A 15,282-nucleotide genomic window follows, 5' to 3' on the forward strand; every position below is an offset into this window, starting at 1 on the left:
CAGAACTATCAGAATTATCGGTAACGGCCCAGGCGCTCGGTGAGCAGGTGGTAAAACCCCTGGGCATCCACCCCAAAAGCCACCTGAACATTGGCGAGGCGACCACTGGATCCCCAGCGATCCACCACCGTCCGGCCCAGGTTCAAGGGGCTAGCCGTTTCCACCTCGACGTAGCAGGGCTTGAGCTCGAACAACTGCGGCTGTAACAGATAGGCAATCACACAAGGGTCGTGCAATGGCCCTCCCGGTAGCCCGTAGCGTTCTACGTCGACCTTACCGTAAAAGGTGAGCATATTGGCCACCGTCTGCCCAACGCGGGTGCCCAGGGCGCGGATGCGCTCAATCCGCTCCGGCGTGCTGAGGACCTGTTGGGTGACGTGCAAGCCCAGCATCACCACCTCCGGGATCCCGGCGCTGAGCACGATCTGGGCGGCGTGGGGATCGGTGAGGATGTTGAACTCGGCTGCCGGGGTAACATTCCCCTCAAAGGCGGATCCCCCCATAAACACCAGCCGCTGGATGCGCTCCACAATCCGGGGCTGCTGCACCAGGGCCACTGCCAAGTTGGTCATCGGGCCCAGCAAAGCCAAGGTAACCGGCTCAGGGGCAGCCATCAGCGTCTCGATGAGATAGGGCACTGCATGCTGGGATCCCAAAGGCATCTGGGGCTCCGGCAGATCCGCTCCGTCGATCCCGGTTTTGCCATGCACCTGCTCGGCGGTTTCCAGAGGGCGCAAGAGAGGTCGGGGGCAGCCGGCATACACCCCCATCTGGGGTTGACCGGCCAATTCGCAGATCTGTCGAGCGTTGCGGCTGGTTTTGTCCAGAGAGACATTGCCGGCCACCGTGGTAATGCCCAGCAATTGCAGCTCTTCTGGCGACGCCATGGCCAACAACAGAGCCACCGCATCGTCTTGACCAGGGTCGCAATCGATGATCAGGGGCACCATAGGGATCTCAGCAGCAGCTCACTCACCCCTAGTTTAGGTTTTTCTCCCGCTCTTTTCCTCTGGCCGGTGAGCGCGGATCCCGGTCAGATTTAAGATAGGAAATATATCTTCATCCTTTGTCTTGTTGCCTGACACCCATCCACTGCGCATCAACCTGTTGCTGGATTGGGAGCCGCCAGCAGGAGAGCCCCTAGCTTGCGAGGACTGGCTACCCCCTGAACGCTTTGTTGTCGAGTGTTTTCAGGATCAAGCTACCTTCCTAGAGGCTCTCAGGAGACAAGACGGCCATGTCGATTGCTTGGTGCTCCTGGTGGATCCCACTCGGCTGCAAGAGCTGCACGATCTGGGCAATCAGCTCTGCGCGTGGGGACTGCTGCTGCCGACGGTGTTGGCGATTGTGCTGGAAGAATCCCACCTGCAAAAGGAAACACCGGAGACGGAAGGAGGGATCCCTGCCACCTCATCTTTGGTGAAAGCATTGCTCAAGCGAGAGCAGTTTTTCTACCACAACGCCACCCTCGTCCGTCCCATTTCGCCACAGGAGCTGAAGGGGCAGGTGCGGGCCGACTGTACCGCTTCGGGATCCCCTTCCGTCTTGGAGCTGCTGGTGGATCGGGCCATCGCCTTGTTTCTGCAGATGTCTCCCACTTGCGGCCTCCCGCAGAGCCCAGTGCATCCCAGCGATCAGCCCTACCTGGCTTACAGCAACCAACAACAGCGACGGCTGGCGGAGAAATTGCGGGAACGGCTGGGCTACGCCGGAGTGTACTATCATCGTGACCCAGAGCTGTTTTACCGTCGCCTCCCGCCCCACGAGCAGCAAGCCCTCATGCGACGGCTGCGTAACCTTTACCAGGCAATCGTCTTGGACTATTTTCAATCTCCCGAGACCGTCAATGCCCGCATCGACGAGCTGGTGGCCTTGGCCTTTTTTGCCGATATCGGCGCTGCTCAACTGCTGGAGCTGCACATGAACTTGATGGAAGACTTTGCCAAACAATTGAAGCTGGAAGGCCGCAGCGAAGAGATCCTGCTGGATTACCGCCTTACCCTGATCGATGTGATGGCCCACCTGAGCGAAATGTACCGCCGCTCCATTCCCAAAACCGCTCCAAGGGATCCTTAGATATGTCCACTCGCAAAGCCTATGTTCTCAAGCTCTACGTGGCGGGCAACACCCCCAATTCTCTGCGTGCCCTCAGCACCTTGCAAGACATCTTGGAAAAGGAGTTCCGCGGCGTGTACAGCCTGAAGGTGATCGATGTCTTGAAAAATCCGCAACTGGCAGAGGAAGATAAGATCTTGGCAACGCCGACCTTGGCCAAAATCCTGCCGCCACCGGTGCGGAAGATTATTGGCGATCTGTCCAACCGCGAGAAAGTGCTCATCGGCCTGGATCTGCTCTACGAAGAATTGGACGAAGAGGCTTGAGACAGGCTGCAGGAGCAAGGAGAGTGGGATGAACCAGTCATTGGGGCCTTCTGAGCCAGAAAAGCCACAAGATAACACCGCAGAGGACTCCACCGAACCAACCCCAGACAACCACCGGGCGGATCTCTCAGAGCTGCGAGGGATCCCCAAAAAACAGACGGGCATCGAGGGCTTTGAAGACATCAGTCACGGTGGGCTACCCCTGGGACGCACCACCTTGGTCAGCGGCACCTCCGGCACCGGCAAAACCCTGTTTGCCATGCAGTTCCTTTACAACGGCATCGTGAAGTATCAAGAGCCGGGGATCTTCGTCACCTTCGAGGAAACCCCCGCCGATATCATTCGCAATGCCTCCAGCTTTGGCTGGGATCTGCAGGCCCTCATCGACAGGGGCCAACTGTTTATCCTGGATGCCTCCCCCGATCCCGAAGGCTATGAGGTGAGCGGCAACTTTGATTTGTCGGCCCTCATCGAGCGCATCCAGTACGCCATTCGCAAATACAAAGCCAAGCGGGTCTCCATCGACTCGGTGACGGCCATCTTTCAGCAATACGACCCTGCCGGTGTGGTGCGGCGGGAGCTGTTCCGCCTGACGGCCCGCCTCAAGCAGGCCAACGTCACCACCGTCATGACCACGGAGCGCACCGACGAGTACGGCCCCATCGCCCGCTACGGCGTAGAGGAATTCGTCTCCGATAACGTGGTGATCCTACGCAACATCCTGGAAGGAGAGAAACGGCGGCGCACCATCGAGATCTTGAAGCTGCGGGGCACCACCCACATGAAGGGGGAATATCCCTTCACCATCACCAATGACGGGATCAACATCTTCCCCCTGGGAGCCATGCAGCTGACGCAGCGCTCCTCCAACGTGCGGGTCTCCTCCGGCATCGAGAAGCTGGACGAAATGTGCGGCGGCGGCTTCTTCAAGGACTCGATTATTTTGGCCACCGGCGCCACCGGCACGGGCAAAACCTCGCTGGTGAGCAAATTCCTGGAGCGGGGCTGCCTGGATGGGGAACGCTGCATTCTCTTTGCCTACGAAGAGTCGCGGGCGCAGCTGTCCCGCAACGCCTCCTCCTGGGGCATTGAGCTGGAAGAGTTCGAGCGGCAGGGCCTCCTCAAGATCATCTGCGCCTACCCAGAATCTGCCGGCCTGGAAGACCACCTGCAGAAGATCAAAACCGAGATGATGGCCTTCAAGCCCTCCCGCATGGCCATCGACTCCCTGTCAGCCCTGGCGCGGGGAGTGAGCCAAAATGCCTTCCGCCAGTTTGTAATCGGGGTAACTGGCCTGGCCAAGCAGGAGGAGATCACCGGCTTTTTCACCAACACCACCGACCAATTCATGGGATCCCATTCCATCACCGAATCCCACATCTCCACCATCACCGACACGATTATCCTGCTGCAATACGTGGAGATCCGCGGAGAAATGGCCCGCGCCCTCAACGTCTTCAAAATGCGGGGATCCTGGCACGACAAAGGGATCCGCGAGTACCTCATCTCCAACGCAGGCATCCAAATCCGCGATTCCTTCCGGGGCTACGAGCGCATCATCAGCGGATCCCCGACCCGCATCAATGTGGATGAGAAAAACGAGCTCTCCCGGATTGTGCAAAACGTCCAGGCCCTCGAGGAAGAAGGGTTGTGAGCGGTTACAACAGTTCCGTGAGTGGGCGCGGCAACAGACCCGTTGAGTCAAGCGAATTTCCAACACCGCTCAACACCGCGCAAGCCCTGCACTTGCGGCTGGCAGGGAGGGATCGGCCCAGACAAGGATTTCCCCGCGGCCAATGGCGAACAGTGGTAACCCACCTACAAATTGGGTAGTATGCCTCTAGCAGTAGCGCAAAGGGCGGGGTTTCCCGGCGTGTTTAGTTTTCTTGGTGGCTCCAAAACCCGAACCATGCTTGGGGTGGACATCAACCCCGAGCGTATCGCCGTTGCCCAACTGAAAAAGCAGGGCAATGGTCGCTATCGTCTGGCCCACTACCACAGCGTGGACATGCCAGAAGGGGCGATGGTCGAAGGGCGCATCCTCGATCCGAACACGGTTGGTTTGGTCTTGATGAATTTGCTCAATGAAAACAAAGTGCCCACCAACCTGCCGGCAGCCACAGCAGTGCCCGTAAGGGAGGCCATCGTTCGTCTCATTCGCCTGCCTGCCGACCTACCTGCCGATGAGCTGCGCCGGGTGGTTTTGGAGCAGGAGGCCGAACTTTACATTCCCTATCCGCGGGATCAGGCGGATGTCGACTACCAGCCCTTGGGTCTCGATCTTTCCCAGGATGGCATTGAGCGCATCGAAGTCTTGCTGGTGGCCATCCCCAAAGAGGTGGTGGACAACTACCTGGAGGTGCTGCAGGTGGCCAACTTGCAGGTGCGCTGTGTGGAGCTGGCCAGCTTCTCCCTCATTCGCACCATCCGCGATCAGCTAACCCAGTACGGCCCCCAAGAGGCCGTGTTGCTCAGCTCCATCGGCTACGACAGCAGCGAGATCAGCATTTTGGTGAACGGGATCCCGCAATTTACCCGCACCGTCAACATCGGCACCATCCACATGCGGCAGGTGCTGGCCCAATCCCTGAATCTGCCGCTTAGCCGCACCGGCGACCTGTTGCGAACTCTGAGGTTACCCTTGATCAACCCCACCGATATTTTGGCCACGGGAGAACAGCCAGCGCCCAGCAATCCCGGTGTAGCAGCAGTAACGCGCGTTGTCTCCGATTTGGCGGATGAACTGAGGCGCTCCATCGACTTCTTTACGAGCACAGAAAGCAGCTCGCCTGTGGTGAAAGTACTGCTGGCCGGAACTGGGGCAAGCATCGGCCAAATCGACGGCTTCTTATCTCAGTCGTTGAGCGTGGCGGTGGAGTTGGCGGATCCCTTTGGCAACATTGTCGTGCCGGATTCAGTGGAACTGCCCCTGGAGGAACGCCCAGCAATGGGAGTGGCCCTGGGGTTGGCGTTACGGGAAGACACCAAGTAGCGGCAGCAGGCAGCGCAAGCTCGCCCAACCGATGGAATAGCGCACAAGGCGGTTAAAGAGATGTACACACCGGAGATCAATTTCCTCAAAGAAAGGCCGGATGTCCTCACCACAGCTCGAACAGGTGGGGGAGCAGTAGTCGCAGCTGAGGCTGCAGAGGGATCCCAGAATTGGATCCCGGCCATTGGCCTGGGGGTTGCTGTTGCTGCTGTAGCGATGGGAGCTTTTTGGTATTTCCAAGACAGCTTTTCCCGCCAGAGAGAAACCTTGAGGGCGGAGCGGGCTCGCCTTGACAGTGAGCTCAGCACAGCCAATGCTGAGTTGTCCCAGCTGCAGAATGCCAATCAAGAGCTGCAAACCATTCGCGCCCAAACGGAAGGGTTCCGCTCCTTTCTGAGATCCGTCCAGCCTTGGTCGGCCATCTTGGAAGAGCTGCGGCGCAAGATCCCCGGCCAGGGGGTATGGATAACCAACATCAGCGCTTCCGGGGATACCGTCAATATCCAAGGAGGGGCGCTGGACTTTCCCCTGGTGAACGACTTTTTGCTCACCCTGCTGGATTCCAACTTTGTTACCAGCGCCGTCCTGAACAGCAGCTCCCGGGTGGACGGCACAAACCTAACCGAGCCCAGCGTTACCTACGGCATAACCGTAACCATCCGTACCCTGGGGGATCCCGACCCAGAATTTACCCGCGAGCTGGAGCAGCGGGGAGCGATAGGCTTGGTTGAAAAGATCCGCATTTTGCGTCGAGTGGAGGCGAACTGATGACTGGATCGATTGAAGGTTTTCCCGACGAACAACTGGTGGTTCCCCCGGCAGGGCCGCCGGTACTGCTGGGCGTGGAGCTGACCCCCATTCGAATTGGTCTTTTAATCGGGATCACAGGGTTAGCCGCGGCGGGGTTTCTGGCCTTCACCCAACTTCGCCCCTTGATCGAGGAGGTACAGGCTTTGGAAAGGGAGGTAGCCAACAAAACCACCCAGTTGCAGGACATAAAGAGCCAGATTGCCAGTTTGCAAGATGTGCCCAATCAGGTCGAGAGAGCTCGCGTGGAGCGGGAACAGATTAGTGCCCTGCTCTCCACCCCCGAGAATGCCGACACGCAACTGCTGGATCTCAACCGGCTGGTGCAGGGGCAACCCAACAGCGAGCTGCGCAGCTTTAGCCCTTCTCCACTGACTCCAGCGTCTTCGGCCAATCCGGAAGTGCCTGGGATCATCGCTCCCGCCATCCAAGTGCAGACCACCCGTGTCGCTCTGCGTGGCCCCTATACGGAGCTGATCAATCTGATGGGAGATATAGAACGTCTGCGCACGCTGTTCCGGGTGGGCAACATCAGCTTAAATCCTGTTCAAGACACAGGGGAACTGGACGCTGCTTTGGATTTGATTGCCTACATCTACAACAAAGACGTTCCGTTGGGCACTGCTCCTCCACCTGAAGGGCAAGCCCCCCCTGAAGGAGAACAGGCAGCACCCAGCCAATAGCCTAGCTATGCTTCGGCTCAGGGGGAGATCCTGCCAGTGCGGGATCCCTTTTGGGTTTTCAGAAGACGGGAACAATCGCCGGTGCAGCACAGATAGTGTTGCCAAATCGAAGATCTGGGAAAAATTTCTCCCGAAATGGCTACAGGTAGTGGCAAAGTCCGAGATTTCGGCTTTGATTAGGGAAGCACGGGGTGAACGAGGCCAAAGGCACCCGTGGCGAGGCTAAGCAAGAACACGGTTGGGTGAAGGAGTGAGGTGTGAGGATGATGAACCGTCGAGTTGCTTATGGGTGTGCGTTGAGCTTGATCCTGTCTTTACCCTCATTGGCCTTAGAGAGCCGGGTCAATGAGGCAGCCGCTCAGCAGTTGACCTCCGCAAACCCGCAACGCCTCAGCCGCATCACAGATATCCGTTTGCTGCCCAACGGCAACCGCATGCAGTTGGAGATCAACACCGAAGGGGGCGCTCGCCCACAGGTGTTCTTTACCCAGCAGGGACAATCTTGGATCGGGGACATCACCAATGCTCAATTGAGCGGAAGCCAGGGCCGCTATCGCCAAGAGTCTCCCCTGCCGGGGGTGCGCTTCATTGAGGCCCGGCAGTTGAGCAACGACAGCGTGCGGATAGAAATAGCCGGTGTGACCGCAGCTCCCCAAGGCTTGCTGGCTCGGCGCAGCCCGACGCAGTTGGTCTTCGACTTTGAGGGCCTACCCTCTGCTCCACCGGCCCCCCTAGCGGCGGTTCCCCCTCAACCCTCGTCCAACCCAGTAGCGCCCGGCCAACCGGCGTCACTAAACCGACCTCAGCCCGTGGCTCCTGTTCCTCAGCCCGCAGCTCCTGCCCCTGCCTCCCAACCGGTCGCTCAAAACCCTGCCCCTCCGCAGACAACTCAAGCGGCTCCTCCTGCACCTGCTGTTCCTGCTGCACCCGTGATTTCTCAGGTCCCCCCTGTGGGCCAGCTTAACCAACCTCAGCTGCCTTCGAGAGCTACTGATCCCAGTGCGTCTCCGTTTCAAGGTCGAGCAGTGGCTCCTCCGGCCGGAGATCTTGCTGTCGGCAATATTATTCCGGCTCCCCCTCCAGTTGACTTGGGTTCAAATGCCACAATTACCTTAACCCTCAAGGATGCCCCTGTGGGTGATGTGTTGAGTCTGCTGGTGCGTCGAGCTGGACTGAACGTAGTTCTCAATGACGTCCCTCCAGACCTGACGATTTCCTTAGATGTGGCTGATTCACCTCTACAAGAAACATTTAACTTTATTTTGCGCCTGAAGGAACTTCAAGCATCTCGTTCAGGGCAAACGGTTTTTATCGGCACTACACTCCCTGGAGTTGGCCAGAAGATCGTCAAGACGTACAGACTCAATCAACTGAGAATCGAAGAGACAGAGCAAACTTTCGATTTAACTGCTGTCGGTGCTGCAGGGGGAGGAGGAACAGTTGAAATCAATGCTAGGCAACTAAGTATTACTCCGAGTGAAATCAGAAATAGAATCCAGGGAATCTTGGAAGCATCAAACATTCCTTTAGATCAACAGTCGGCAATTCAGGCAGATCCAAGAACAAATTCGCTAACTATTGTTGCCACACCTACCCAACATGATGTAATTGCAGCATATCTTGCGCAAATTGACTTGAGAAGTCGACAGGTTTTAATTAGTGCTAGGTTTATTGAGATCAACCTAGATAATAATTCTAGTCTAGGAGTTGCACTGGGTAGTGCATCTGGCAACTTTGCTCTGGGGTCTGGAGATAACACTGTCTTCGGTGGAACTCCTCTTGACCAACCTGCAGGATCCTCAGTTCCTAATGTTGGTTCTGTTCCTGCTGCAGGGACTGGAGGCTCACTTGTGTTTAACACCTTGAATCGATTACAGCAATCTCTAGCAGCTCGTATAGATGCAGCCATTGCTTCAGGAACAGCTAAGATATTGGCCGATCCAAAAGTAGTAGTCGCGAATAACACTGGCGCAGCTATTGTGGTTGGCCAAGAAGTTATCACCAATAGGAGATTGCAAACAGATCCTGCGACTGGCACATCAACTGTCGTTTTTGAGAAAGGAAATGCGGGAGTCAATTTACTCATTCAGAATGTCAGGATCGATGATAACGGCTACATTACGCTGAACCTTATTCCACAGATCTCATCTATTGGCAGTCAAATTACACTTTCTGATGGCACTGTTATTAGTTTGCTCAATCAGCGTTCTGTCGGAACATTGCAAACCAGACTTAAAGATCGAGAAACACTATTTCTTGGAGGATTGATACAAGAGGAAGATCGAGTATCTGTTGATAAAGTCCCACTTCTTTCTGAAATTCCTTTACTTGGCTCCCTCTTCCGCAGACAAAACACAACAAATACTAGAAGTGAGGTTGTCGTCTTGATTACTCCAGTTATATTGGAAGATTAAGGCGAAATACAGAATTTCATCGTTTTCGGCCATCCACTTTTATGAGATGAATTGTGCATCAATGCTGAGTTCGAACTCTCGCTATCGACCTTGGGTCAGGCTGGGATCCTTGCTGCTTAGCTTCGGGCTGGCTTTGATTTTGGCATGGGCAAGAGTAGGCTGGACACAAACCCATCGCATTTCTCTATCGGTACAAGGGCAGAGTTATTCACAACTAGTGGAACAATCGCGTCCTCTGGTTTGGCGAGCTTTGGCGCAACAATTCCAAGCGCAACCGCAGCCGGAGCAGATCACCTTGGAGGTACTGGGACAAGCCGGGGATCGGCAAGCCCCTCTATTTACCGTGCGAATGCCTCGCAGCGTTTGGCAGCAAAACCCCTCCCCCGCTCAATTGGAGCAGCATACCATTTTCTATCCTGATGCGTTGGCTCTTTTACAGCCGCGAGCACCGGTGCAGCAAGCCCAGGTAGAATCTACTGCTCCCTTTGCAAATGGAATTACATTGGTCTCCAGCAATCCTTCCAATGGCCAAAGAGGGATCCCAATTGACCAAAATATCCATCTGCGTTTTGATCGACAGCTTCCAGCCGGAATAACAGGTCTAGCCTTCGGGATCCAGCCCCCTGTGGAGGTGGCCTTTGACATTCAGGGAAACGAGCTGATCTTTCAGCCTTTACAGCTACTCAGCTACAGCACAGATTACAGAATACTCTTGCCTGCAGCCAAAGAGCTGGATTTACAAAAGCCCATAGAATTGACTTTCCGCACCGAGCCTCAGTACAGTTACCAGCGAGATATTAAGCCCTTGCTAGAAGCCAGTTGTGTAGGTTGTCATCAGCAGGCCGGTCGGATGCGGCGCAGCCCTTTAGATAGTTATGCTGCGGTGATGCGTTATGTAACGCCGGGATCGGAAAATAGCGAGTTGCTCAAACCGCGTTGGTTAGCTCGTCATGCTGTCATCCAGCGAGCTGCAGGGATCCGTTTGAATGGGGGGGGAGTGGATGCCCTGAGTTTGTTGTCGCAGGGCAGGGAAGGAGCTGAACCTACGCCCAGGGTTCCTGTGAGTGATCCCCAGGGAGAGTCTCCCGGATCTTTTATCGGACGCAGTGGATCCCCAGAATTGGCCTATATTCGTCGCAACGGCACCGGCATGGATCGCCTAGGTCACTTGAGCGCTGATGAAATTCAAATCCTGCGTACCTGGATTATTCAGGATCAAGCGGCTGAGGCCCATAAGAGCTAGCCTGATGGGCTGGAGAGTCTTTACCAACAAAGATCCCTTGCTCGTTTGTTTACTTTAAGATTAGGAACCTACGAGATCAATTTGATGACAACCCCCACAGAGGATCGGCTAGACCGGATTGAGCGTGTTGTAGAAGTTTTGGTGAACCAGCAGAGGGAAGTGCTGGGGCGCGTCGATGGGTTGTCTCACCGGGTGGATAGCTTGACCGAGCAGGTGGATAACCTCACGGATCGAGTAGACAACCTGACTAACCGAGTAGATAGCCTGACCGACAGGGTGGATAACCTCTCCCAAAGTGTCAGCAAACTTTCCGCCGATGTCGATAAGTTGGGCTTCAAGTTCGACACTGCTCAATCGGTTGGGGAGCGGCTAGAGCGGCTGGCAACCAGCTTGATCGCAGGAGCCACGATTAGCATCATTGCCGGGGTTATCCTTGTGCTGCTCAGAGAGGGATCCCGTTAATTCTTTCCCGCCCCCTCGATGGAAAAAAATAGGGATCCCAGCCAATGGGATCCCTGGTTATCCTTCCTCTAGTGTTTCAGTCCTCAACACACCTTCCCTATGAGATGCTCTGATTCTAAGAGCCGACCCGTGAAAAAGTCGTGAAACTGACAGATGAGGCGGAAGGTTAAGCCTTGCTCAGGTGGCCTGGGATCCACCTCGGGCAACAAGCGCCAATTCCACCTGATTTTCTTGGGGCTGCCCCAGTTGCACCTCCACATCTCGGCCAAAGAAGCCTTGCATTTTTTTCTGGTAGCTTTCCTGCCATTGTTGGAAGGGAACCTTGGGGGAATCGAACAGAAGCACCAAGGTATACCGGCCATCTCGCAGCTCTTCTCTGTACCCTCTCACCTTGGGCAGATCTGCTTCCAGAGGGCCGCGCAGACCCAGAAACTCCAGGGCATCTTCCAGGTGGGCATTAGCCCCGTAGCTATATTTGGTGATATCGGCGCGGACTTGCTTTTGAATTTCCGTGGCCTGCTGGGCGCGGGCTTGGATCACCTCGAGAGAAGGGGCGGCCAGGGCAGGTACCGGCTTGAGTTCCACTACCTTCATGGTTATCCCTCCCAACAGCAAGGGGATCCCGGCAAACAGGCCGATGAGATTGAGGGTGGGATCGTTGTAGTGGGCAAAGCCCCAAGCCGTGGCGGCAGCCCCGGCCAGCAACACGAGAGTGCTCAGGGGGAAGGGCAGTTTTTCAAACATACAGGAGAGGAAGAAAGGCCACCTGAAAACCCAGGCTAGCAGGAAAAGCGCCAGCGGTGGACTTAGCCTCCATTGGGATGGATAATCACAAAATGCCCACCTGGTGTGTTGAGGAGTGGTCTGTGGTTCTGTCCAATCTGTCCAAAACCTCTCGTTGCTTGCGCTCGCTGGATCGCAAAGCCCAAGAGCGAGCACCTCTTTTTGAGGCCATCCGCCACTATTGCAGCTTGGATAAGGCTCCTTTTCACACGCCAGGCCACAAACAGGGACGTGGGATCCCTGCCGATCTGCAAGCCTTTCTGGGAGAGAACGTCTTCCGGGCGGATCTGACCGAGTTGCCAGAGGTGGACAACCTCCACGATCCCGATGGGGTGATCCGGGAGGCCCAGGAGCTGGCTGCAGCGGCCTACGGCGCCGATCGCAGTTGGTTTTTGGTCAACGGTTCCACCTGTGGCGTGGAAACACTGGTGATGGCCGTGTGCGATCCAGGCGACAAGATCTTGTTGCCGCGCAACTGCCACAAATCCGCCATTGCCGGGGTGATCCTCTCTGGGGCGGTGCCGGCCTATATCGAGCCGGATTTTGACCCGGAGCTGGGCATTGCCCACGGGATTACCCCAGCCGGTTTGGAGGGGGCCTTGGCGGAGCATCCCGATGCCAAAGGCGTTTTGGTAGTCAGCCCCACCTACTACGGGGTCTGCTGCGATGTGCAGGCTTTGGCCTCCATCGCCCATGCCCATGGCCTACCGCTATTGGTGGACGAGGCCCACGGGCCCCATTTTGGGTTTCATTCGGAATTGCCCATTTCGGCCTTGGAAGCCGGAGCCGATCTGGTGGTGCAGTCCACCCACAAGGTGATCTCCGGCATGACGCAAGCCTCGCTGCTCCACCTGCAGGGATCCCGTATCGACCCCAACCGGGTGTGCAACATTCTGCAACTGCTGCAATCGACCAGTCCCAGCTATGTGCTGATGATGTCGCTGGATGTGGCACGGCGGCAGATGGCACTGGAGGGAGAAGCCCTGCTGGGCCAAGCCTTGGCTTTGGCAGATCAAGCCCGCGCCCGTCTCAACCGCATCCCCGGCTTGCGCTGTTTTGGCCCAGAGCGTATCGGCTCCACCCCTGGTTTTTTCGATTTCGACCGCACCCGCCTCACGGTAACGGTGACAGAGCTGGGGTTGTTCGGCTTCGACGCTCACGACTGGGTTAACGATCACTTCCACGTGCAGCCAGAGATGTCCACCCTGCACAATGTGGTCTTCATTGTCAGCATCGGCAATACCCAGCGAGACATTGACCGCCTGGTGGAAAGTTTCGCCGCCCTGTCGCAACATTTTCAGGGATCCCGCCCATCCAGAGCGGCAATGGAAAAAATGCAGCGGCTGGCACAACTGCCCCGTCCTTGCTTGCCACCACAACGGCTATCACCCCGGGAGGCTTTTTTTGCTCCCATTCAGCGGGTGCCTTTCCAAGAAGCAGTGGGCCATATCTGCGCCGAAATCATCTCCCCCTATCCACCTGGGATCCCGATTTTGGTGCCGGGAGAAGAGGTGACCCAAGAGGCGGTGGACTATCTGCTGTTGGTGCATGAGGCAGGAGGCTTTATCAACGGCCCAGAGGATGTGCGCCTACAAACCCTGAAGGTGGTCAAAGCAACGGCCTAGTCCTCTCCAGCAGGTTTATGGACGGGTTTTTGCCGTTTGCGCCGGGGGGAGCAGCGGCAGGGAGTTTGCCGGAGTGCCAGAACGACGGGCTACCTTCACCCGATCCACCCGTGGCCCCTCCATGCGCACCACCTGAAACTCCATGTCTTGGTAGGTGAACTTTTCCCCAGCACGCGGGATCTTCTGCATGTGGTAAATCAGAAAGCCCCCCAGCGTCTGGTAATCCTCGTGCAGGGGCAGGTTGAGGCCACAGCGCTCGTTGATCTCTTCAATATCTAGCTGAGCCTGAATGAGCAGGGTATTTTCGTCGAGTTCTTGAATGTCCGGCTCCTTGGTGTTGGGATCCGGGCCATCGGAGAGCTTGCCGACAATCTCCTCCACCAAGTCTTGAATGGTGATCAGGCCCGCCGTGCCGCCAAACTCATCCACCACCACCACCATCGGCCAGTGGTGCTGCCTCATTTCGGGCAACAGTTCGGCAATCGGCTTGTTCTCCGGCTCAAAGTGGGCCTCGCGGATGAAGTTGGTGATGGGGCTGTGGAGGTCGATGGATCCCTTGGCCAGCTCCCCAATGACTTCCTTGACGTGGATCAGCCCGCGGATGTCATCCAAAGACTCGCCGTAGACCGGGTAACGGGAGTGCCCCGATTCCGCCACCTCGGCCAGCACCTCTTGCACCGTTGCAGTTTCTGGCACCGCGTCGATGCTGGTACGCGGGATCATCACCTCGCTGGCCACCGTCTCGCCGAACTCGAAGATGTTGCTCAACAGCTCTCGCTCTTCCGCCTCAATGTTGCCCGACTCCACCGACGAGGCGATCAGCAGTTGCAACTCCTCCACCGTCATGGTGCTGTAAAAGGAGCTGGCCTCCGGAATCTGGACTCCCAAAAGCCGCAGCACACACCGAGAGGAAAAGCGGGGCAGCTCTACAAAAGGTCTTAGGATACGGCTGACCAAACGATTGAGCCAGGCCAGTTGCAGCGCAATCGGCTCGGAATAGAGGATGGCCAGAGTCTTGGGGATCAGCTCCCCTACCACGATCTGAAAATAGGTGAGCAGCGAAAACACCACTACCACCGCCACCCCCTGCATAAGGGCCGGATCCACACTCTGAAACCAGTCCAAGCGGCTCAAGGCCAAAAACAGCGTGGGCGAAACTTGGGTGGCTCCAATCCAGCCCAGCAATACACTGGCCAGAGTAATGCCCAACTGTGTGGTGGAGAGGGCATATTCCAGTTGTTCCTGGGCTTTTTGCACAATTGCCGCCTGGCGGTTTCCCTCGCTCGCCAACTGCACCATGCGGGAGCGCCGCGCCGATACCAAGGAAAACTCGACTGCGACAAAGAAAGCGTTGATGACCAGAAGACCGATGACCCAAAGGAGACTAAGCGACGCATCTCCCCACGAAAGCTCAGTGTTGGGGAAAGTAGCCGCCGAGGCTAAAGGGGGGTCGTCCATCAGGGGGAGCAGCAAGACGGATAGACAGCATTCTAGCTCAGCCTGACCCCACCACCTGTCCCTAGCCAGCTGTCGAACCGGCTTCAGCCATCAGGCAGCTACCGTGTAGACGCTTTCCCCATGCCCAAAAGGAAAGGGATCCCTGACCTTTGCACAACCCAGCTTTCGCAGTTCTCAAGGTCGCTACTTTTTCATCAAGCAGTAGCAGCTACAGCCTTTTCCGGCAACGCTCACCCCCGCCTATGCAGGGGGCATCTCCTGAGTGCTAGTCGTCGATATCGACAATATTGCCGGTAGTGGCGTCGATCTTAACTTCAATATCGTTGGTAAATTTCACCAATTTTCGGGCTGGAGGCCCGCACCATAGCCGCAGGCTTGGTGCCGGGAGGAAAGCCCGCCTCCATATAAGTGTACTGGGGCAAAGTCTGGATGAG

Annotated in this window: 14 protein-coding genes; 10 read left to right on the forward strand and 4 right to left on the reverse strand. The window is 56.5% G+C overall.

The window, feature by feature from the left end:
* Positions 1-14: 14 nt before the first annotated feature.
* On the reverse strand, positions 15-950 hold the full coding sequence (locus ACVWYZ_RS08470) for a nucleoside hydrolase (RefSeq protein WP_414382892.1): 936 nt from the start codon (positions 948-950) through the stop codon (positions 15-17).
* 121 nt (positions 951-1,071) lie between these two features.
* Between ACVWYZ_RS08470 and ACVWYZ_RS08475 the strand changes: the two genes are divergently transcribed.
* The 6 genes from ACVWYZ_RS08475 (at position 1,072) to ACVWYZ_RS08500 (ending at position 6,863) form a co-directional block, all read left to right on the forward strand.
* Entirely contained in the window at positions 1,072-2,076 is a 1,005-nt protein-coding gene (locus tag ACVWYZ_RS08475) for a circadian clock protein KaiA (RefSeq protein ID WP_457466786.1), read from the forward strand.
* 2 nt (positions 2,077-2,078) lie between these two features.
* A complete protein-coding gene (gene kaiB, locus ACVWYZ_RS08480) occupies positions 2,079-2,381 on the forward strand; it encodes a circadian clock protein KaiB (protein ID WP_011430723.1) in 303 nt (100 codons plus the stop codon).
* A gap of 28 nt (positions 2,382-2,409) precedes the next feature.
* Positions 2,410-4,035 (forward strand): circadian clock protein KaiC, encoded by a 1,626-nt coding sequence (kaiC, locus tag ACVWYZ_RS08485; protein WP_414373238.1) that lies wholly within the window; start codon positions 2,410-2,412, stop codon positions 4,033-4,035.
* A 219-nt stretch (positions 4,036-4,254) separates the two neighbouring features.
* On the forward strand, positions 4,255-5,373 hold the full coding sequence (gene pilM / locus ACVWYZ_RS08490) for a type IV pilus biogenesis protein PilM (protein WP_457466787.1): 1,119 nt from the start codon (positions 4,255-4,257) through the stop codon (positions 5,371-5,373).
* A gap of 60 nt (positions 5,374-5,433) precedes the next feature.
* Positions 5,434-6,141: a PilN domain-containing protein gene (locus ACVWYZ_RS08495; protein ID WP_457411508.1), complete on the forward strand. Its 708-nt coding sequence runs from the start codon at positions 5,434-5,436 to the stop codon at positions 6,139-6,141.
* Positions 6,141-6,863, forward strand: a complete 723-nt coding sequence (locus tag ACVWYZ_RS08500; RefSeq protein ID WP_457466788.1) for a hypothetical protein — start codon at positions 6,141-6,143, stop codon at positions 6,861-6,863. The genes ACVWYZ_RS08495 and ACVWYZ_RS08500 overlap by 1 nt, the downstream gene beginning before the upstream one ends.
* Positions 6,864-7,192: 329 nt before the next feature.
* Here ACVWYZ_RS08500 and ACVWYZ_RS08505 read toward each other — a convergent pair whose 3' ends face one another.
* The gene (locus tag ACVWYZ_RS08505; protein ID WP_457466796.1) at positions 7,193-7,423 is read right to left on the reverse strand and encodes a hypothetical protein; all 231 of its coding nucleotides are present in this window, start codon (positions 7,421-7,423) and stop codon (positions 7,193-7,195) included.
* Between ACVWYZ_RS08505 and ACVWYZ_RS08510 the strand changes: the two genes are divergently transcribed.
* The 3 genes from ACVWYZ_RS08510 (at position 7,310) to ACVWYZ_RS08520 (ending at position 10,982) form a co-directional block, all read left to right on the forward strand.
* Entirely contained in the window at positions 7,310-9,277 is a 1,968-nt protein-coding gene (locus ACVWYZ_RS08510; RefSeq protein WP_457466795.1) for an AMIN domain-containing protein, read from the forward strand. The two genes, ACVWYZ_RS08505 and ACVWYZ_RS08510, sit on opposite strands and share 114 nt — an antisense overlap.
* A gap of 61 nt (positions 9,278-9,338) precedes the next feature.
* Positions 9,339-10,520, forward strand: coding sequence for an Ig-like domain-containing protein (locus ACVWYZ_RS08515; protein ID WP_457466789.1), 1,182 nt, complete (start codon positions 9,339-9,341; stop codon positions 10,518-10,520).
* Positions 10,521-10,604: 84 nt separating this feature from the next.
* Positions 10,605-10,982, forward strand: coding sequence for a hypothetical protein (locus tag ACVWYZ_RS08520; protein WP_414329093.1), 378 nt, complete (start codon positions 10,605-10,607; stop codon positions 10,980-10,982).
* A 177-nt stretch (positions 10,983-11,159) separates the two neighbouring features.
* Here ACVWYZ_RS08520 and ACVWYZ_RS08525 read toward each other — a convergent pair whose 3' ends face one another.
* Entirely contained in the window at positions 11,160-11,726 is a 567-nt protein-coding gene (locus ACVWYZ_RS08525) for a DUF2854 domain-containing protein (protein ID WP_414406707.1), read from the reverse strand.
* Between the two features lie 122 nt (positions 11,727-11,848).
* Here ACVWYZ_RS08525 and ACVWYZ_RS08530 point away from each other — a divergent pair, with 122 nt between their 5' ends.
* Positions 11,849-13,390 (forward strand): aminotransferase class I/II-fold pyridoxal phosphate-dependent enzyme, encoded by a 1,542-nt coding sequence (locus ACVWYZ_RS08530; RefSeq protein ID WP_457466790.1) that lies wholly within the window; start codon positions 11,849-11,851, stop codon positions 13,388-13,390.
* Positions 13,391-13,405: 15 nt separating this feature from the next.
* Here ACVWYZ_RS08530 and ACVWYZ_RS08535 read toward each other — a convergent pair whose 3' ends face one another.
* Entirely contained in the window at positions 13,406-14,848 is a 1,443-nt protein-coding gene (locus tag ACVWYZ_RS08535) for a hemolysin family protein (protein WP_457466791.1), read from the reverse strand.
* Positions 14,849-15,282 lie beyond the last annotated feature (434 nt).

The sequence above is a fragment of the Thermostichus sp. MS-CIW-37 genome, assembly GCF_054060065.1.